This is a genomic window from Pectobacterium nicotianae (assembly GCF_023272715.1).
In the GTDB taxonomy this organism is placed as follows: domain Bacteria; phylum Pseudomonadota; class Gammaproteobacteria; order Enterobacterales; family Enterobacteriaceae; genus Pectobacterium; species Pectobacterium brasiliense.
On sequence record NZ_CP096821.1, the window covers coordinates 3,640,454 to 3,661,351 of the forward strand.

At 52.5% G+C, this 20,898-nt stretch carries 15 protein-coding genes; 5 read left to right on the plus strand and 10 right to left on the minus strand.

The window, feature by feature from the left end:
• Positions 1–41 precede the first annotated feature (41 nt).
• The 4 genes from secD to queA all read right to left on the minus strand — a co-directional run bounded on the left by secD (position 42) and on the right by queA (position 4,685).
• The gene (secD, locus tag MYB54_RS16320; RefSeq protein WP_071822569.1) at positions 42–1,889 is read right to left on the minus strand and encodes a protein translocase subunit SecD; all 1,848 of its coding nucleotides are present in this window, start codon (positions 1,887–1,889) and stop codon (positions 42–44) included.
• Positions 1,890–1,916: 27 nt separating this feature from the next.
• Entirely contained in the window at positions 1,917–2,249 is a 333-nt protein-coding gene (gene yajC / locus MYB54_RS16325; RefSeq protein WP_010282033.1) for a preprotein translocase subunit YajC, read from the minus strand.
• A gap of 126 nt (positions 2,250–2,375) precedes the next feature.
• On the minus strand, positions 2,376–3,521 hold the full coding sequence (gene tgt, locus MYB54_RS16330; protein ID WP_014914511.1) for a tRNA guanosine(34) transglycosylase Tgt: 1,146 nt from the start codon (positions 3,519–3,521) through the stop codon (positions 2,376–2,378).
• Positions 3,522–3,617: 96 nt separating this feature from the next.
• Positions 3,618–4,685: a tRNA preQ1(34) S-adenosylmethionine ribosyltransferase-isomerase QueA gene (gene queA, locus MYB54_RS16335; protein WP_248721061.1), complete on the minus strand. Its 1,068-nt coding sequence runs from the start codon at positions 4,683–4,685 to the stop codon at positions 3,618–3,620.
• Between the two features lie 131 nt (positions 4,686–4,816).
• On the opposite strand from queA, the gene MYB54_RS16340 reads away from it, so the two are divergent.
• The 3 genes from MYB54_RS16340 (at position 4,817) to MYB54_RS16350 (ending at position 7,710) form a co-directional block, all read left to right on the plus strand.
• A complete protein-coding gene (locus tag MYB54_RS16340; protein ID WP_039274427.1) occupies positions 4,817–5,398 on the plus strand; it encodes an acyl carrier protein phosphodiesterase in 582 nt (193 codons plus the stop codon).
• Positions 5,399–5,609: 211 nt separating this feature from the next.
• Positions 5,610–6,212, plus strand: a complete 603-nt coding sequence (locus tag MYB54_RS16345; RefSeq protein ID WP_010299049.1) for a peroxiredoxin C — start codon at positions 5,610–5,612, stop codon at positions 6,210–6,212.
• 223 nt (positions 6,213–6,435) lie between these two features.
• Positions 6,436–7,710, plus strand: a complete 1,275-nt coding sequence (locus tag MYB54_RS16350) for a mechanosensitive ion channel family protein (protein ID WP_039557128.1) — start codon at positions 6,436–6,438, stop codon at positions 7,708–7,710.
• A gap of 199 nt (positions 7,711–7,909) precedes the next feature.
• On the opposite strand, the gene proY is transcribed toward MYB54_RS16350, so the two are convergent.
• The 6 genes from proY to phoB all read right to left on the minus strand — a co-directional run bounded on the left by proY (position 7,910) and on the right by phoB (position 15,695).
• Complete coding sequence (gene proY / locus MYB54_RS16355; RefSeq protein WP_039516734.1) at positions 7,910–9,286, minus strand: proline-specific permease ProY; 1,377 nt, start codon at positions 9,284–9,286, stop codon at positions 7,910–7,912.
• A gap of 141 nt (positions 9,287–9,427) precedes the next feature.
• Complete coding sequence (gene brnQ, locus MYB54_RS16360) at positions 9,428–10,747, minus strand: branched-chain amino acid transport system II carrier protein (protein ID WP_014914506.1); 1,320 nt, start codon at positions 10,745–10,747, stop codon at positions 9,428–9,430.
• 603 nt (positions 10,748–11,350) lie between these two features.
• Entirely contained in the window at positions 11,351–12,457 is a 1,107-nt protein-coding gene (locus MYB54_RS16365; protein WP_039284165.1) for a cobalamin-independent methionine synthase II family protein, read from the minus strand.
• Positions 12,458–12,701: 244 nt separating this feature from the next.
• Positions 12,702–13,640, minus strand: coding sequence for a PstS family phosphate ABC transporter substrate-binding protein (locus MYB54_RS16370; RefSeq protein ID WP_039525212.1), 939 nt, complete (start codon positions 13,638–13,640; stop codon positions 12,702–12,704).
• Between the two features lie 15 nt (positions 13,641–13,655).
• Positions 13,656–14,978 carry a phosphate regulon sensor histidine kinase PhoR gene (gene phoR, locus MYB54_RS16375; protein ID WP_039275418.1) on the minus strand — a complete coding sequence of 441 codons (1,323 nt, stop codon included), beginning with the start codon at positions 14,976–14,978 and terminating at the stop codon, positions 13,656–13,658.
• A gap of 27 nt (positions 14,979–15,005) precedes the next feature.
• The gene (phoB, locus tag MYB54_RS16380; protein WP_005975981.1) at positions 15,006–15,695 is read right to left on the minus strand and encodes a phosphate response regulator transcription factor PhoB; all 690 of its coding nucleotides are present in this window, start codon (positions 15,693–15,695) and stop codon (positions 15,006–15,008) included.
• Positions 15,696–15,989: 294 nt separating this feature from the next.
• On the opposite strand from phoB, the gene sbcD reads away from it, so the two are divergent.
• Together sbcD and MYB54_RS16390 are read left to right on the plus strand one after the other, a co-directional pair.
• Entirely contained in the window at positions 15,990–17,216 is a 1,227-nt protein-coding gene (sbcD, locus tag MYB54_RS16385; protein WP_205592533.1) for an exonuclease subunit SbcD, read from the plus strand.
• Complete coding sequence (locus MYB54_RS16390) at positions 17,213–20,896, plus strand: AAA family ATPase (protein WP_248721062.1); 3,684 nt, start codon at positions 17,213–17,215, stop codon at positions 20,894–20,896. Before sbcD ends, MYB54_RS16390 begins: the two co-directional genes overlap by 4 nt.
• The last annotated feature ends 2 nt before the right edge of the window (positions 20,897–20,898 follow it).

A 20,898-nucleotide genomic window follows, 5' to 3' on the forward strand; every position in this document is an offset into this window, starting at 1 on the left:
TGTTCAATGTTGTATTCCTGTTCCTGTGCCACAACGCACTCCTAGATAGACAGCTTGTTGATACGTTTACCGCCGTAAAGCAGGTTAACGATGGCACGAGTACCGACGATCGCCGTAAACATTGAGGTCGCAATCCCAATCGCAGTCGTGATAGCAAACCCTTTGATAGAACCGGTACCAACCGCATACAGGATGATGACTTTAATCAACGTCGTGACGTTCGCATCAACAATCGAACTGAATGCACCTTTGTAGCCCTCATGAATGGCCTGTTGCACGGAGCGACCATTACTGAGTTCTTCTTTGATACGTTCGTTAATGAGTACGTTAGCATCGACTGCAACCGCCAGCGTAAGCACGATACCCGCGATACCCGGCATGGTCAGCGTCGCCCCTGGCAGCAGCGACATCACACCGACAATCAACACCAGGTTAGCAACCAGTGCACTGGTCGCGATGACACCAAACTTCTTGTAGAAGAAGACCATAAAGAGGATCGATGCGATCAAGCCCCACAAACAGGCTTCCAGCCCCTGAGTGATGTTTTGCATCCCCAGAGTTGGTCCAATGGTACGTTCTTCAACGATCTGGATCGGTGCAATCAGCGCACCCGCACGCAGCAGCAGAGAAAGCTGACGCGCTTCGTTCGGGTTATCAATGCCGGTAATACGGAAGCTGTTACCCAGTCGCGACTGAATCGTCGCTACGTTGATCACTTCTTCGTGTTTTTCCAATATCGAACGGCCAGTTGCATCTTTCTTGCCGCTGTCTTTGTATTCCACAAAGAGCGTCGCCATCAGCTTACCGATACTGTCTTTGGTGAAGTTGGACATGGTGTTACCACCCGCGCTGTCCAGAGAAATATTCACCTGAGGCTGGTTGTATTCATCCGTACTCGATGTCGAATCGGTAATATGGTCGCCCGTCAGAATCACACGCTTGAACAACACCACAGGTGAGCCGTCACGCATGTTCTTCACTTCAGAGTCGCCCGGCACACGGCCGTTCGCCGCTGCGGTTGCATCAGCATTACTGTTGACCAGACGGAATTCCAGCGTAGCGGTTGCACCAAGAATTTCTTTCGCGCGCGCCGTGTCCTGAATACCCGGTAACTCAACGACGATGCGATCGGCACCCTGACGCTGTACCAGAGGCTCAGCAACACCCAGTTGGTTCACACGGTTACGCAGGATATTGATGTTCTGCTGTACGGCGTATTCACGTGCTTCACGCAGACGTTCGTCAGACATCACTGCGCGCAGCAGGTTGCTGCCGCTGCTGCTGAGAACCAGATTACGGTGACGAGTCGTCAGATAGTTGATGCCCTCATCACGCGTTTGAGCATCACGGAAACGAATTTCGACACCGTAATTATCAATTTTACGCACGGAGGCATAAGGAATGTTCTTCTCACGCAGATCGCTGCGCAAAGAGTCCATAGTTTGTTCTTGTAGTTTACCCAGCGCCGTATCCATATCCACTTCCATCAGGAAGTGAACGCCGCCGCGCAGATCAAGCCCCAGTTTCATCGGTTCAGCGCCCAACAACCGCAGCCAGGTTGGCGTAGCAGGTGCCAGGTTAAGTGCAACGACGAACTTTTCGCCCAGCTCATTAACGAGCGCTTCACGCGCACGGAGCTGAACATCAGGGTTAGAGAAGCGAGCCAGAATTGCACCGTTTTCCAATGCAATCGACTTACTGGTAATGTTCTGTTCTTTTAAAACATTCTGGACTTGGATCAGCGTCGTTTCGCTGGCGGCGGTTCCCCGCGCGCCAGTAACTTGTACCGCCGGATCCTCACCATATAGGTTAGGAAGTGCGTAGAGCAGGCCGACAAACAACACCACGACCAGCATCAGGTACTTCCACAAAGGATAACGATTTAACACGGCAGTTCCCTTCGGGAAAATCGGAAATTACAGGGCCTTAATCGTGCCCTTCGGCAGCACGGCAGCCACGAAATCACGTTTGATAACCACTTCATTGGTCTCGTTCAACGCAATCGCAATATAGCCAGTTTCGGACACTTTGGTTACGCGACCAACCAGACCACCGGTCGTTAAGACTTCATCGCCCTTGCCGATAGAATCCATTAACTTTTTGTGTTCCTTGGCGCGTTTTTGCTGAGGACGCAGGATCATAAAGTAGAAAATCAGACCAAAAACGGCCAGCATAATAACCAGAGAGTACGGGCTTCCCTGAGCCGGAGCGCCGGTTGCAGCTACAGCATCGGAGATGAAAAGACTCATTTAAATATCCTCTTTTTTGTCAAAAGATAAGCTATCAAAAAGATAAGTTATCAACCTTATAATCGTAAAAACGCTTCACAACAAAATACAATTCATAACAAGATACAATGCATAGCAAACGGGCTATCAGTTGCTTGCGGCAACGTCTTTTTCAGCAAGCGGCGGAACCGGTTTGCCTATGCGTTGGTAAAAATCCACCACAAAGTGCTCTAATTTACCCTCTTCAATGGCCTGACGTAAACCTGCCATTAAACGCTGATAATAACGCAAGTTATGAATGGTATTGAGTCGTGCTCCGAGTATTTCGTTGCAACGGTCAAGATGATGCAAGTAGGCGCGGCTATAATTGCGACACGTGTAGCAATCACAGTGTTCATCCAGCGAGCTGACATCATCTTTATGCTTCGCATTACGGATTTTCACTACGCCATCAGTCACGAAGAGATGCCCGTTACGTGCGTTGCGCGTTGGCATCACACAGTCAAACATATCGACACCGCGGCGGACACCTTCGACTAAATCTTCCGGCTTGCCAACGCCCATCAAGTAGCGCGGTTTATCTTCTGGAATCTGCGGGCAAACGTGCTCCAGAATACGGTGCATATCTTCTTTCGGCTCACCTACAGCCAAACCGCCCACAGCGTACCCATCAAAGCCAATGTCTACCAGCCCTTTTACGGATACATCACGTAAATCTTCGTAAACACTTCCCTGAATAATACCGAACAGCGCATTTTTATTCTCCAGCTCATCAAAACGCTGACGGCTGCGTTTTGCCCAGCGCAGTGACATCTCCATAGAGCGCTTGGCGTAATCCCAATCGGCAGGGTACGGCGTACACTCATCAAAGATCATGACGATGTCGGAACCGAGATCGTGCTGAATCTCCATCGATTTTTCCGGGCTAAGGAAAATCGAGTCCCCGTTGATCGGGTTACGGAAATGCACGCCCTGTTCGGTAATCTTGCGAATATCGCCGAGGCTGAACACCTGAAAACCGCCGGAGTCCGTCAGAATCGGGCCGTGCCAGTTCATGAAGTCGTGCAGATCGCCATGCAGCTTCATGATTTCCTGACCGGGACGCAGCCACAAATGGAACGTATTGCCGAGCAGAATCTGTGCGCCGGTCTCTTTCACTTCTTCCGGCGTCATGCCTTTCACCGTGCCGTACGTCCCCACGGGCATAAAAGCCGGGGTTTCCACTACGCCACGTTCAAAAATCAATCTACCGCGTCGCGCACGGCCGTCCGTTGTTTGTAATTCGTACTTCACTTAGCCTCCGGCATCAGAAAAACAGTCTGATGGTAATGATGTATTAACGCCTGACAGAGCGTGGTCTGTGGCGTTCCTATTATGTGGAAAGTGGATTTAGCCCACGTTTTCCTGTTCGGCCATCGGATTGTGCGTAATAAACATCGCATCACCGTAGCTGAAAAAGCGATATTGCTCTGCCACCGCCTGGCGGTAGGCAGACATCGTGTTCTGGTAACCGGCAAAGGCCGACACCAGCATGATTAACGTCGATTCGGGTAAATGGAAATTGGTCACCAGCGCATCGATAATGCGGTAGTGATAGCCCGGATAGATGAAAATTTTGGTATCGCCGAAGAACGGTTCGATCGCCGCGTTCTGACTGGCCAGCGCGGCACTTTCCAGTGAACGTACTGAGGTAGTACCAACGGCGATCACACGATTTCCCCGCGCTTTGCACGCCAGAACAGCATCAACAACGTCCTGCGGTACTTCGGCATATTCGGCGTGCATGATGTGATCTTCAATCGTATCGACGCGTACAGGCTGGAAAGTCCCCGCCCCGACGTGCAGCGTAACGAACGCCATGTCGATGCCTTTCTCGCGCAGCGCGGCCAACATCGGCTCATCAAAGTGCAAGCCCGCCGTCGGTGCCGCTACGGCGCCTGGACGTTGGCTATACACCGTCTGATAAAGCTCACGGTCAGCATCTTCATCAGGCCTGTCGATATAAGGTGGCAACGGCATGTGGCCGATATCATTCAGGATCGACAGAACATCACGATCATCATCGAAATGCAGCTCAAATAGCGCATCGTGGCGAGCGGTCATCGTGGCCTTGACGCTTTCGTCATCGCCCAGCAGCAGTTCCGTACCCGGTTTTGGCGCTTTTGACGCCCGAACGTGCGCGAGTACCCGATGGTCATCCAGCACACGCTCGACCAGTACTTCCAGTTTGCCGCCGCTGGCTTTACGGCCAAACAGACGAGCAGGAATCACGCGCGTATTGTTGAACACCAGCAGATCGCCGGGATTCAGTTTATCCAGCAAATCGGTAAACACGCCGTGCGTCAGATTTCCCGTCGGCCCGTCCAGCGATAGCAGGCGACAACCACTGCGTTCCGCTTGTGGATAATGGGCAATCAATGATTCAGGAAGTTCAAACGAAAAATCGGCAACACGCATGGCAATTCACTTAGCTGTAATACATTAAAAATGGGCGGCCTAGTCTAGAGCCGCAAGCGCATGGCTGCAAGAAATAAGCACCTGAGTCGTGGAATGCATGATATCCAATAGAAAAGGTATATACTGTCACGATGAATTTTCTTGCCCACCTCCACCTGGCCACGCTGGCCGACAGCTCCCTATTAGGTAATCTGATGGCGGATTTTGTGCGCGGCAACCCGCAAGACAGCTACGCTGACGAGATCGTCGCGGGTATTCGTCTGCATCGTCGCGTTGATTCGCTGACCGACAGCCTGCCGGAAGTCAAACAGGCGCGTCAGTATTTCAGCGATGAATTCCGCCGCGTTTCGCCGATTACGTTGGATGTCCTGTGGGATCACTATCTTGCGCGTCACTGGCTACAGCTGGTGCCGGACACGCCCTTGCAAGCCTTTATCGACGAGGCGCAATCACAAATCGAGCCGCATCTGGCGCAAACGCCGGAACGCTTTCAGAACCTGAATCGCTATCTGTGGCCGGAACGCTGGATGACCCGTTACGCAGAGCTGCCGTTTATCGCCGATGTGCTACACAGAATGTCGGTACGCCGTCCGAAACTGGCTGCGCTGTCCGGCTCTTTTCAGGATATCGAGCAGCACTATCACCAATTTGAAACACTCTTCTGGCAGTTTTATCCACGGATGATGCAATTAGCGAAAGCGCAGCAGCTGTAAGATCGCGACTTTTCCGTTTTTCTACGCGGCGTATTGTCCTTTCCATCAAAAGGGTTAATCTAGCCCCTTGAAAGGAAATAGCGATGAGTTCAATAGACAGAAGCTATCTCATTGATTGGTCTCTTTGCCTGTATTCACTTAGGCAGAGTCCCTATACTACTCGCTGTTTTTTATATCATCCGATCATTAACCGCTATCTACAGGAGTAATTATGGTCCTGGTAACTCGTCAAGCCCCAGACTTCACCGCAGCTGCCGTTTTAGGCAGTGGCGAAATCGTCGAAAATTTCAACCTGAAGAAGCACATCAACGGTAAAGCTGCCGTGATCTTCTTCTGGCCGATGGACTTCACCTTCGTTTGTCCGTCAGAGCTGATTGCTTTCGATCACCGCTATGCCGAGTTCAAGAAACGCGGTGTAGAAGTGGTTGGCGTTTCCTTCGACTCCGAGTTTGTTCACAACGCATGGCGTAAAACCCCTGTGGACAAAGGCGGCATCGGCGAAGTGCAATACGCGATGGTTGCTGACATCAAGCGCGAAATCCAGAAGGCCTACGGCATTGAGCACCCAGAAGCTGGTGTTGCACTGCGTGGTTCTTTCCTGATCGACAAAAACGGCGTAGTTCGTCACCAGGTGGTGAACGATCTGCCGCTGGGTCGTAACATCGATGAAATGCTGCGTACCGTTGATGCCCTGCAATTCCACGAAGAGCACGGCGAAGTGTGCCCGGCGCAGTGGGAAAAAGGGAAATCCGGTATGGGCGCGTCACCAGACGGTGTAGCGAAATACCTGTCTGAGAACGCAGACAAGCTGTAATTCCTCATCCTGCCGACATGGCAATATGATGGCCAAGCCAGTCGCGATGCGGCTGGCTTTTTCTTTGCCCGCAAGTTATCCCTCGGTTCTTCTTCACCTCTCACCGTCTCTTCCCGACGATATCTTAAATAATACAAAAGGTTGACTAGGGGCGCTAAATCCTTAGCCTTAAAGCCACATCGTGTTAATGCACGACAGATTCACTGGAATAAAAGGAGAACGCATGCAACAAAATCTCGCGCTATGGCTGAGAGAAGCTGGAATACAACACGCTAGCCTCATTGCGTTACTGATTGTTCTCGGGCTGATATTGCTCATTTCTGCCGTCATCCACCTGATTTTTCATCAGGTTGTGCTGAAAAGAATGGTACTGCGCTCACTCAATAAGCCGGGAAAAACCGAGGGACACGGGTGGAAGCAGGCGCTGACGCAACACAACTTGTTTAACCGGCTGGCCTTCTTGCTACAAGGGGTGATCCTGAATATTCAGGTCTTTGTGTGGCTTCCCTCGCAGAGTGAAACCCGTGAAGCGCTCATCATCTGTTCCCAGGTGTGGATCATGGTTTTTGCGCTGCTGTCCTTGTTCTCGCTCCTCGATGTTCTGCTCAACGTTTCAGCCCGAACCAAAGTCGCCAGCCAGCTGCCGCTGCGCGGTATCTTCCAGAGCCTGAAACTGATTGCCACCATCGTTATCAGCATCATGGTGGTGTCATTACTTATCGGGAAATCGCCTCTGATTCTAATCAGTGGGTTAGGCGCGATGGCCGCCGTCCTGATGTTGGTGTTCAAAGATCCGATTATGGGATTGGTCGCGGGCATCCAACTCTCCGCCAATGACATGTTAACGCTGGGAGATTGGCTCGAAATGCCCAAATACGGCGCTGACGGGGCTGTTATCGATATCGGGCTGACAACGGTAAAAGTGAGAAACTGGGACAATACCGTCACCACCATTCCCACCTACGCGTTAGTCTCCGATTCTTTTAAGAACTGGCGTTCGATGTCCGAATCTGGGGGCAGACGCATCAAGCGCAGTATCAATATCGATACCACCAGCGTGCATTTTATGACGGAAGACGAGCAGGCGCGATTGCTGCGCAGCAAGCTGCTGTCGCCTTATATTCAGAACAAGAAGAGTGAACTGGAACAACATAACGCACAGTCCGACTCCGACCTGACATCACCGCTGAACGGCCGTCGTTTGACGAATTTAGGCACCTTCCGCGCCTACCTTCAGGTTTATCTGCGCACCCATCCGGGTATTCATAAGGGGATGACGCTGATGGTGCGGCAGCTTGCGCCAACGTCAGAAGGGGTACCGCTGGAGATTTATGCGTTTACCAACACAACCGCCTGGGTCGATTATGAAAGCATTCAGTCTGATATTTTCGACCATATCTTTGCGATCTTACCGGAGTTCGATCTCCGCATTCATCAAATCCCAACCGGCCACGATATGCGGGTCATGGCGCAGCAAATGACGGCCCCGAAAGCGTAATATCTCATGCAAAGGAACGAAAGCGGCTGACACCGAATGAAAACGGGAGTAACGGAATAGAAGAGTAAAGCGTTTGCGCCAGGGATGGCGCAAGCCGAGCGTACATGGACGTATTCACAGCGTCTTTACGATCTATCCGTTACTCCCGCTCTGCGGACTTTGTCAGCAACCTCGCTTCTTCTGGTAGCAAGCGACTAACTTAATTCTGTGCCGCTACCGTATTCTGACGCTTCTTCTTCCAGACATAGCCCACTAAAAGCAGCAATATCCAGATGATGCCGACATACAGTGACACGCGCGTGTCCGGGAAGTAGCCAATCAAACCAATGATGAAGAACAGGAAGACGATGCCGAACACGGAGGTCACGATGCCGCCGCGCAGTGGGAACGCCAGCGCCTTCACTTCATCCGGGCTCAGACGACGGCGGAAGGCGATCTGAGAAAACAGAATCATGATCCACACCCACACCGTCGCAAAGGTGGCCAGTGAAGCAATCACCAGGAAAACTTTACCGGGCATAATGTAATTCAGATACACCGCCACCAGCAGCGCCATCATCATCACAACAACCGTGACCCATGGTATGCCGCGTTTGGAAATACGGCTAAACACCTTCGGTGCATGCCCCTGCTCTGCCATCCCGTGCAGCATACGGCCAACGCCGAAAACATCGCTGTTAATCGCCGACAGTGACGCGGTAATCACAACAAAATTCAGGATACCTGCCGCCGCCGTAATGCCCATATGCTGGAACGTCAGCACGAATGGGCTTCCGTTGGTGCCTACCTGATTCCATGGGTAAATTGACATAATGACGAACAGCGTACCGACATAGAACACCAGAATACGCCATGGCACAGAGTTAATCGCGCGAGGGATAGACTTCTGTGGGTCTTTGGCCTCACCGGCCGTAATCCCGATAATCTCCACTCCGCCATACGCAAACATCACCAGTTGCAGCGACAGAATCATCCCCATCACACCGTTACTGAAGAACCCGCCATTGCTCCAGAGGTTGTGGATCCCCGTCGGTTCCCCTCCATTGCCAATACCCCAGATGATGATGCCGATCCCGGCCGCGATCATGATGATAATGGTGGCGACTTTGAAGAAAGAGAGCCAAAACTCCAGTTCACCAAAGGCTTTCACATTCATCAGGTTAATGGCACCGATGATAAGCACCACGCTCAGAACCCACACCCAGTGCGGCACGGCAGGGAACCAGACGCCCATGTAGATGCCAAACGCGGTCACATCGGCAATGGCGACAATCAGCATCTCAAAGCAGTAGGTCCAGCCGGTGATATACCCCGCTAATGGCCCGAGATAATCCTGTGCATAGCGGGAAAACGAGCTGGACTGCGGGTTGTGCACCGACATTTCGCCCAGTGCGCGCATGATGATATACGCGACAACACCGCCGATCAGATAAGCCAGTAACACACTGGGGCCAGCCATTTGGATCGCACTCGCGGAACCATAAAACAGACCGGTTCCGATCGCCGAGCCAAGGGCGATAAAGCGGATATGCCGCGTGCTTAACCCACGCTTGAGCTTGGAGGATGGTTGTTCCATTGATAAGCAACCCTGTCTTATATAAAGAAAAACATTACAAAAAGAAAAACCACAGGCAAAGACCTGTGGTGCATAAACCCAACCTTGTGCTGGAGCAGTACGCTATCCCTACCGCCCCAGCGCTATCAGGCATTAACGATATTATTGATGTACCGTCACTTCCTGACGGCCACAAAGTCTGTCGTAAATTACCGCAACCAGTAAGATCAGCAGTGACGGTGGCAGCCAGGCCAACCCTTGCTCGCTCAGCGGCAGGTTGAGGCTCCACTCTGGCAACAGCGATTTGAAGGCCGACGATTTTATACCATCAATCATGCCAAATAACAGACTGACTAACATGACGGGGGCCACAATACGTGAAGCGCTATTCCACCAACGCAGCGTAAAGCTCAATAAAACCAGAATGATACACGGTGGATAAATCGCCGTCAGTACAGGAATGGAAAGTTGAATCAGATGGCTCAAGCCCAGATTAGACACCACCATCGAGAACATTCCCAACACAAACACCAGCGTGCGGTAAGACAACGGCAGGTATTGCGCAAAGAATTCAGCACAGGCACAAGTCAGCCCCACCGCCGTCACCAGGCACGCGATGAAGATTAACAACGCCAGGAAGCTGCTTCCCATGTTGCCGAACGAATGTTGCACATAGGCGTGGAGAATTTCTGCACCGTTCTGCGCCTGCGGCACCAGTTCACCACTGACGGAACCGAGCTGGAACAGGCTCAAATAGACTAATGTCAGACCGATCCCCGCAATTAATCCTGCCCACATGGTGTAACGCGTCAGCAGCACGGAGCTGGTCACTCCACGCGAGCGCGCCGCATTGACGATCACGATACCAAATACCATTGCGCCCAGCGTATCCATCGTCAGATAACCGTTGACGAAACCATTAGAGAACGGCAGTTGCTCATACGTTTCTGTCGCCGGGATAGGCGAACCGGCAGGCCACAGCACCGCAGCAATGCCCAGTACAGCCAGCGCAATGATCTTTAACGGTGCCAATACATGGCCGACCGTATCCAGCAGTTTGCCCGGATACAGGGAAATCGCGATCACAATGGCAAAATAAATCAGACTATAAATCAGCAGCGGAGAGGCTCCGTTGCCGACCAAAGGAGCAAGACCGACTTCAAACGAGACGGTTGCCGTGCGCGGCGTGGCGAACAGTGGCCCAACGGCCAAATAGCACACGGTAGCCAGAACAACACCGGCCTTTTTACCAATCGGCGAGCTGAGCGCATCAACGCCACCGCCAACCCGGGCCAGCGCGATCACGGTCAACACAGGTAGACCAACCGCCGTTAGCAGAAAGCCGAGCGCTGCGGTCCAAACGTGCTCTCCCGCCTGCAATCCCACCATCGGCGGGAAAATAATATTTCCTGCCCCCACGAACAAAGCAAAGGTCATAAAACCTAATGCCACGATATCTTTGGAAGTTAAACGATGACTCATAGTTATGTCGTGTTGCCTGTATCAAATCGATAAAAAGAAAACGGTGCTGTTTATCGCCGCCAGAAGCCATTCACAAAGGGCTAGCTCGAAGCTGACGCCAGCACTCTGGAAACGCGAAAGATGGCGGTCATATACTCTAAATAATTCGAGTTTCAGGAAGGCGGCAAGCGAAGCAATCCCGATGAGCTTACTCAGGTAAGTGATTCGGGTGGCTGAACGCGGCCAACGCACATGCAACTTGAAGTATGACGAGTACAGAGGAGTTATTTTTTGCACAGCCATATTGGGTGCTAAGTAAAACGTTTATAGCGTAAAAAGACAAGCAGAGATCCAAAAACCAGAGTATATGGCCTAACTATGCCAAAAAATAAGAATATAAATTGGTTTATCCTGATTTGCATAACACATGATTTGCGCATTTATCGATATTTCATTGCAATAAAACTGACAAAAAAAGGAATAAAATGCGTTGTTCGATCATAAAAAAAACATATTTCACAAAAATACCGTGAGTGGAAAGCTGGATAACGGCCACAAAAAAGGCCGGATCGAATGATCCAGCCTCTGTATACCTGTTGCAGAGATAGCGCTACCTCATCGGTATCACCACACGCGATTGGCGATATCCACGACAAGCTTCAGCTTATTCCACTGCTGCTCTTCCGTCAGGCTATTGCCCTCTTCCGTTGAAGCAAAGCCACACTGTGGGCTTAAGCAAATCTGGCTGAGATCGACATATTTTGCCGCTTCCGCGATACGCGCCTGCACGACTTCTGCCTGTTCCAGCTCACCATTCTTCGTCGTGATCAGTCCCAGCACCACCTGTTGATGGCCTGGCTTCACAAAACGCAGCGGCTCAAATCCACCGGCTCTCTCGGTATCGTATTCCAGGAAGAACGCATCAACATTCACTTCGCCAAACAGAATTTCTGCCACAGGCTCGTACCCGCCTTCAGAAATCCAGGTTGAACGGAAATTACCGCGACAGACGTGTAAACCGATAACCAGATCCGCAGGCTTATCAGCCAGCGCTTTATTCAGCACATCAGCATAGGTCCGAGCCAGCTGTGCCGGATCTTCGCCACGTTCACGGATCTGGCGTTTTTGATCGTCAGAACACAGGTAGGCCCATACGGTGTCATCCAGTTGCAGGAAACGACAGCCTGCGTCATAAAATGCGTGAATCGCATCGCGCCAGGTTTGTGCCAAATCGTCGAAATAGTCCGCCAGATCGGGATAAACCGTCGCATCAATCGCTTTGCGGCCGCCGCGGAAATGCATCACGCTAGGGCTTGGAATCGTCATTTTAGCGACGGCATCGCCAGAAATGCTGTTCAGATAACGGAAATGATCGAGCATCGGATGCTGGGGATTGAAACTCACTTTATCCACGACGCGAATCGCATGGGATTTGGTCTGAATACCGTTGAATTGAATACCGTGATCGGCTTCGTAGCGCTCCACGCCGTTCAAATCGGCAAAGAAGTCGAAATGCCACCAGGCACGACGCAGTTCACCATCCGTCACAACCTGCAGGCCCGCTTCACGCTGCTTTTCTACCACCCGCAGAATCTCACGATCTTCTATGTTACGCAGCGCGGTATCATCAATTTCACCCGCCTGATGCTGAAGACGTGCTTCCTTAATCGCTGCTGGACGCAAGAAACTGCCGACGCTATCGGCACGGAAAGGGGATAAGGTATTCGCCATATGTCGCTCCTGACATGTTGCCAGCACCGATCTTCGGGAAAGAAGCGTACTGACAGATAGTTTCAATATGAAATATTTGCCCAGAGGGATAGTTACATTTAATCTTATTTAGCCATCTGGACGTCTAAATTTAAAACTATCCTGTCACGTGGCGAATCACAGGGCAATGGAAGAATTTTCACGTCACATGAAGAAAGTTCACGTTGACGTGAAAACATCACAAATTCGTAGTGGAAAGGGGGAATTATTGCGGCAGGCCAATCTGCTGACGCGCCTGACGACGCGTTTCTTCCGGCAGCGGTAAATAACCATCCTGATTTACCAGCGCTTGCCCCGTTTCGGACAGCACACGATCTAAAAATGCCGCCGTCAACGCTTCCAGCGGTTGGCTGGGCGCTTTGTTTACATAGATATAGAGATAGCGGGTGTAAGGGTATAAACCACTACGGATATTTTCAGTCGAGGGGTAGATGTAGTCGGTGCCTTGTGCGGCTAACGGCAGCATTCTCACGCCGCTGGTACGAAAACCCACGCTGGCATAGCCGATGGCATCGGTTGACGCCGCAACCGCTTGTACCACAGACGCTGACCCCGGTAACTCATTAACCTGAGGAAGGAAATCGCCACGGCATAGCGCCTTTTGCTTAAAGAACCCATAGGTTCCCGACGCCGAGTTTCGTCCATAGCGCAGTAGCGTGCGCTTTTCCCAACTGCCTTGCAGGCCGACATCACCCCACTGTTTTATCGGCTGATGGTTACCGCAGCGCTGCGTAATTGAAAAGATGGCGTCCAACTGCGACAAGTTCAACCCAGGTAGCGGGTTATCCTGATTGACCAGCACAACCAGCGCATCCATTGCCACCGGCACCGCCAGCGGCGGATAGCCATAGTGCTGGACGAACGCCTCAATTTCGCTGGCCTTCATCGCCCTGCTCATCGGCCCAAGCTGCGCGGCACCGGATGCCAGAGACGTCGGCGCAGAGGACGAGCCGGCGGCCTGTATCTGTAAATTCACATTCGGGTAATGCTGGCTGAAATCCGCCGCCCAAAAGGCCATCAGGTTAGCCAGCGTATCCGACCCCGCGCTGGAGAGGTTACCCGCCAGCATCTGACGAGGCTGTGCGGAGCACAACGCGCTGAGCAGCAGCAAAAAAGCGCCCGCAATACGAGTGGCGGATGTCATAGATAGCGTTTTCCGTCAGGCTGAAGGTTTCACCGTATTTTCAGCCAGAGAGGCAGGGACAATCAACCGATTCGGCAACGTAAAGACAAAACGTGAGCCCAGACCATCCTCACTCATGATCTCCAGACGAGAATCATGATGGCTGAGCGCATGCTTCACAATCGCCAGCCCCAGCCCGCTGCCGCCCGTTTGTCGTGAGCGCGCCTTGTCCACCCGATAAAAGCGTTCCGTCAGGCGCGGCAAGTGCTCGGCCGCAATGCCCGGCCCATTATCGCTGACCTGAAATTGCGCGCCCTGTGGGATCTTCTGCCAGCAGACTTCGATACGCGTTCCCGCTGGCGTATGGTTGACCGCGTTATACACCAGATTGGATACCGCACTGCGCAGTTGTTCTTCATTACCAAACACGCGGAGGCTTTCGTTCACACGAAAGACGATCTCATGACGCCCCTGACTCAGCGTCTGCGCTTCACGCTGCAATACGCGCAGCATCAACGGAATATCGACCTTTTCATTCAGATCGATTGCCGTCGCCGCCTCAATACGGGACAGGGTCAGCAGCTGTTTGACCAGCCCGTCCATGCGTCGGGTCTGCTCCTGCATGGTATTCAACGCTTTTCCGCGTAGCGCCGCATCCAGCGTTTCTTCCTGCATCATTTCCAGATAGCCCTGCAACACCGTCAGCGGCGTACGCAGTTCATGGCTCACGTTGGCAAAAAAGTTACGTCTGGCGCCTTCAAGCTGGTGCATTTGCGTAATATCACGCGCCACCATCAATAGCTGGCCTTCGGAATAGGGCATCACGCGGAATTCAACATGGTGGGAATTATTCAACTGCAGCGTGAGAGGACGGCTAAAATCTTGTCCTTTCATGTAATTCGTGAATTCGGGATAGCGCAATAAGTTGAGGATATTCTGACCGTTATCCTCCGGCCAGCGGAAATTCAGCAGATGCTGCGCCAGATGATTACACCAGAAGATCGTTCCTTCTTCGGTGGTGATCACCACGGCATCGGGCAAGGATTCGGCACCGCTGCGAAACCGCTTGATCAGGAGCGCCAGCTCACGGCGTCGGCGTCGATTACGCAACTGCATCTGATAGAGCCCGTAAAACAGCGGTTCCCAGCTCCAGCGGCCGGGCGGCGGCGTCATGCTGCGGTCAACCCACAGCCAATAAGAGAGTTTTAGCTGGTTATAAAAATTCCAGCACAGTAAGCCTAATACGGCGACCAGCAGAAACCAGGGCAGATAGCCAAAAATCAGCCCCAGCAGTAAAGCGGGCAAACAAAAAAAAGCTAGCTCCAATGCCAGCCTTTTCCAGGATAAACGTTCTAGCACGTTAATATTTCTCCGGTTACGATCACCTCAGTAACGCGTTGAAAAACGGTAGCCCGTTCCCCGAACGGTTTGCACCATTTTGTCATGTCCGCTGGTTTCCAGCGCTTTACGCAGGCGACGAATATGGACGTCGACAGTACGATCCTCAACATAAACGTTAGTGCCCCAAACGTGATTCAGCAACTGTTCCCGGCTATAAACACGTTCAGGATGCGTCATAAAGAAATGCAGCAGTTTAAATTCCGTCGGCCCCATGTCCAACGCGTGCTCTTCGGTCGTCACGCGATGTGATGAAGGATCAAGGCTCAGGCCACGCATTTCAATCACTTCTTCCACCGCCATCGGTGAAATGCGGCGCATCACGGCTTTGATACGCGCCACCAATTCTTTGGGTGAAAACGGTTTGGTAATGTAATCATCCGCACCCACTTCAAGCCCGCGCACGCGGTCTTCTTCTTCGCCGCGCGCGGTTAACATCATCACCGGAATATCACGCGTCAGCGCCTCGCGCTTCATATGCTTGATGAATTGCAGGCCCGACCCGCCTGGCAGCATCCAGTCCAATAACACCAGTTCCGGGAATGGCTCCGACAGTTGCGTTACCGCGCTGTCATAGTCTTCAGCTTCAACGGGTTGATAACCATTTTGTTCCAGTACAAAGCAGACCATTTCACGAATTGGTGCTTCATCTTCCACGACTAATATGCGTTTTGCCATTGTTAATCCTGTCGTTAATCATCGTCGCTGTTAGCAGGCGGAGGCATTATGCGTCAGTTTTATGACAGATTTATGAAAAACGCACGGACCGCTCTGCACGATTGTTACAGCGCGTACATCCGATTTTTCGAGCCGCTTTCCAAACGTCTGATTCCACCGCGACAGCCGCCATCCCTGCTATATATAATCATGGCATTACGATGACAAAGCACCAGAGCGACGACACACCCTTTCACATAATAAATAATGACAACGTCATCCACCGCCACGCGGTATGAATATCGAGAGAACACGATGCGCATTATCCACACCGCCGATTGGCATTTAGGACAATATTTTTATACCAAAAGCCGCGCTGCTGAGCATCAGGCTTTTCTGAACTGGCTTATTGTTCAGATGGAACACCATCAGGTCGATGCCATTATCGTTGCTGGCGATATTTTTGATAACGGTTCGCCCCCCAGCTATGCGCGGGAAATGTATTATAGCTTCGTGGTCGCGCTACAGCGCACAGGCTGCCAGCTCATCGTTCTCGGCGGTAACCACGATTCTGTCGCGATGCTAAATGAATCTCGCGAGCTGCTGGCCTGTCTGAACACGCAAGTGATTGCCTGCGCCAGCGACGATCCAGCCCAACAGGTGCTCCTGCTAGAAAACCGTCAAAAACAGCCCGGAGCCCTGCTCTGCGCGATTCCGTTTTTACGTCCACGTGATGTGTTGACCAGCAAAGCCGGGCAATCCGGGGATGAAAAACAGCTGGCGCTACAGGAAGCGATTACCGCGCACTACCAGCAGTGTTACCAACTGGCTTGTCAAAAACGCGACGAACTTGGCCTGCCGCTGCCCATTATCGCAACCGGGCACCTGACGACGATTGGCGCAACCGCCTCAGAATCCGTACGCGATATCTATATTGGTACGCTCGATGCCTTCCCTGCTCAGGCTTTTCCCCCTGCGGATTATATCGCGCTCGGCCATATTCACCGCCCGCAACGCGTGACCCAAAGCGAACATATTCGCTACAGCGGTTCGCCCATCCCGTTGAGCTTTGATGAGCTAAACAGCGAGAAATCCGTCTGTCTGGTGAGCTTTGCACCTGACGTGCCACCGAAAATAGACATCCTGCCGATTCCCATGACTCAGCCGATGCAGCTGATTAAAGGTAGCCTGAGCGACATTGAACAACAGCTGGCCACCTTCAAGAACTATCAGGGCGATAAGCCTGTGTGGTTGGATATTGAAATCAACACGCAGGATTATCTGAGCAACATGCAAAAACGCATTCAGGCGATGACCGAGAACCTGCCCGTGGAGGTACTGCTGCTGCGCCGCACCCGTGAACAACGCCTGCAGGCTATTACCCGACAGGACAAGGAAACGCTAAACGAACTGAGCGTACATGACGTTTTTGAACGTCGTCTGGTCACGGAGACAGATATGGAAGACAGTCGCCAACAGCGGGTTCGCACGCTGTTTAATCAGGTTATTGATGAACTGGACAATAGCGAGACGGCCAAATGAAGATTCTCAGTCTGCGCTTAAAAAACCTTAATGCGTTGAAAGGCGAATGGAAGATCGATTTCACGCAGGAGCCATTTTCCAGCAACGGCTTATTTGCCATTACCGGCCCGACCGGCGCGGGGAAAACCACGCTGCTGGATGCGATCTGTTTGGCGCTGTACCACGAAACACCACGACTTGGCCTGCTTTCCGCCAGCCAGAATGACCTGATGACGCGTAACACCGCTGAGTGTCTTGCTGAAGTCGAGTTTGAAGTTAAAGGCGTCGGATATCGCGCCTTCTGGAGCCAGCGTCGGGCAAGAAATGCCCCAGACGGCAATTTGCAGTCTCCCAAAGCCGAACTCGCGCTCATTGAAGACGGCAAAATTCTGTGTGAAAAGCTCAATGATAAGAAAGAGATGATCACGCAGCTCACCGGGCTGGATTTCGGCCGCTTCACGCGATCCATGATGCTGTCTCAGGGGCAGTTTGCCGCCTTCCTCAACGCTAAAGCAGACGACCGCGCGGAACTGCTGGAAGAGCTGACCGGCACGGACATTTACGGCCTGATTTCCGAACGCGTCTATGACAAGCACAAGCAGGCAAACGTCGCACTGAGCACGTTACAGGCACGCGCATCTGGCATTCAGCTTTTAACCGACGACCAGCGCCAACAGGTGGAAGAACAGCTTGCCGAGTTGATCCAGCAGGAGCAACGGGGCAACGTCGAACGTGAGCAAGCGCTGACTACGCTGCGCTGGTTTGAGCAACTGACGCAGCAGCACACGCAGAAAACCAATACGCAGGCGCAACATGCAAGCGCCGAATCCGCCATTCAGCAGGCTAAACCGCAGCTCGACAGGTTAACTCACAGCGAACCAGCAGAAAAACTGAGGCCACTACATCAGGAACGAGAGCGCTACCGACAGGAATCTCTCACGCTGGCACAGCGTATTGAACAACTGACCGGGAAGCAGGCCGCCGAACAGGTGACGTTAACCGCGCTACGCCAACAGGAAGAAAAAGCAGAGCGGGATGTTAGTGAGCACAAACGGGTACGGCAGCAGCAAGAGCAGGTGATCAACGAACAGGTTGTGCCACTTGACCATCGCATTGCCACGCTGGAGCAGCAAAAAGCGCAGCAACAGGACGAGCTGGCAAAAACGCAGGCTCGTCTGCACGCCGATGAAAGCAAACAAACCCAGACGGCAGCGGAACAGCAGCAGGCTACACAGCAGCTTGAACAGATCCAGTCTTACCGCCAGCAACACGCGCACCATCAGCAGTGGGGAGAACAACTTCCTCTGTGGCGCACCCAGTTTCGCCAACTGCGCCAGCTTCAGGACGAGCAAGAGAAGCTGAAGCAAAAACAGGCGCAACATACAGCACAGTCGACAACGCTACAGCAAGAGACTCTGACTCTGGCGGCACAGCAGCGTGAACAACAAGCGGTCGTTGATACAGCCCGTCAGCAGTTCATGCAACACGATGAGACACGGCAACAGCAGGAAGCGCACCAGCCGCTTTCCGTCCTGCAACAGCAGTTTAATCAACGCATTGACCAGCATGCTGAACGCCAACGACTCGCGACAATCAGCGACCAGTTCCAGCGTCTGCATGTTCGCAAGCAGCAGTACCTCGCCAAACAGAATGAGGTACAAGGGCATATTAGCCAGTCAGAAATCTTAAAGAAACAGCAGCAATCCGAGCATGAGCAGCGCAGCCAGCATCTGGTCGATCTGGAAACGGTGTATCGGCAGGAAGAGCGTATCGTTAAGCTGGAAGCCGAACGTCAGCGGTTACAGGCCGGAGAAGCATGTCCGCTATGTGGTTCAACCGAGCATCCCGCTATTGAACGCTATCAGGCGCTGCAACCGTCTGAAACCCAGCAGCGCCTGACGGCGCTACAGCAGGACGTGAACCAGTTAACGACAGCGCTGGCGAATACGACCGCACAGCTGGCCTCGCTAGCGCAACAGCGGGAATTGTTGCAACAGGAAATCGCTCAGATCGATAGCGAACATCACGCCCTGCTGCAACAGTGGCAAGATGTCAGTGAGCGCTTACAAGTTAACTACACGTTGGAACAGCCAGATGAGATCGCAGCCTGGCTTGCGCAAAATGAAGCTGAAGAACAGGATATTCGACAGCAGATTACCGCACGCGAGCAATTGCAAAAACAGTGGCAGGAAAGTAAGGATTTACTGACTACCGCAGAGGCATTGCAGCGGGAACTCGACCAGAAAATCGCGCTGAATACCCAGCAGCAAGCCTCGCTAAACGTTACGCAGCAAGAAATCGATCAATCGCTGCAAAACGTGCACCAGCAGATCACGCAGCATACTCAGGAAATCACGCAGACGCTGGCAACCTTAAACCTTCCTCTGCCGGAGGCCGATGCCCAGAATGACTGGCTGGCTCAGCGCGAGAACGAGTGGCAAGACTGGAAAACCAAAGAGCAGGAGCAATCTCGCTTAGTTCCTCTATTAGCCACGCTGGAAAGCGATCTTCAGCATCTGAATCGCAGCGTGACCGAGGCAAAACAGCAGTTCCAAACGCAGCAACAGCACCTGGAACAGCACCTTGCGTTGCTTAACGCGAGCCAACAAGCGCGGCTGGTGTTGTTTGGGGACAGGCAGATCGCTACCGTGCGCGAACAGCTACAGCGCACCAGCCAGCAGTACGACGATGCACTCAGACTAGCCCTGTCAGCTCGTCAGCACACCGAAACGACGTTAAGCCGTCTGACGGGAGAACTGGCTAGCACGCAACAGCAGTATGAACAGAGCACACGCCAGCATGAGAGTGCGATCGAACGTTTTACTCAGGCGTTGCAGCAAAGCACTTTCGCCGATGAAACCACGTTCCTCAATGCGCTGCTTGATGAGCAGGAACGCCAGACGTTGCAGGCATGGAAGGAAGAACTGTATCAGCGTTTGCAGCAGGCGGCGGCACTTAACCAGCAGGCTGAACGTGAGCTGCTCGCCCATCAACAAAAGCGCCCCGCTTCCCTGATGGAAGACATCACACAGGAAGCGGTACAGCAGCAGTTGATAGCGCTGGATGAAACACTGAAAACCAACCTGCGGCAACAGGGCGAGTTCCAGCGTCAGTTGGCTGACGATAAACAACAGCGTCAGAATCAGCAGGATTTGCTCAATGAGATCGCCCAAAGTCAGCAAATGTATGACGACTGGAGCTGTCTTAATACGCTCATCGGCTCACAAAGCGGGCATAAATTTCGTAAGTTTGCTCAGGGGCTAACGTTGGACCATCTGGTTTATCTCGCCAATCTCCAGCTTTCCCGCCTGCATGGACGCTATATGTTAAAACGGAAACCCGGTGACGATCTGGAGCTGCTGGTGATGGATACCTGGCAAGCGGACGCAGAGCGTGATACGCGTACGCTGTCCGGCGGCGAGAGCTTCTTAGTGAGTTTGTCGCTGGCGCTGGCACTCTCCGATTTGGTCAGCCACAAAGCCAGCATCGACTCGCTGTTTCTGGATGAAGGCTTCGGCACGCTGGATGCCGAGACGTTGGATATCGCACTGGATGCCCTCGATAACCTAAACGCCTCCGGTAAAACCATCGGCGTCATTAGCCATGTCGAAGCCATGAAAGAGCGTATTCCGGTACAGATCAAAGTGCAGAAGATTAACGGGCTGGGCGTCAGCCGGCTGGCGCCGCAGTACGCCGTGTAGCC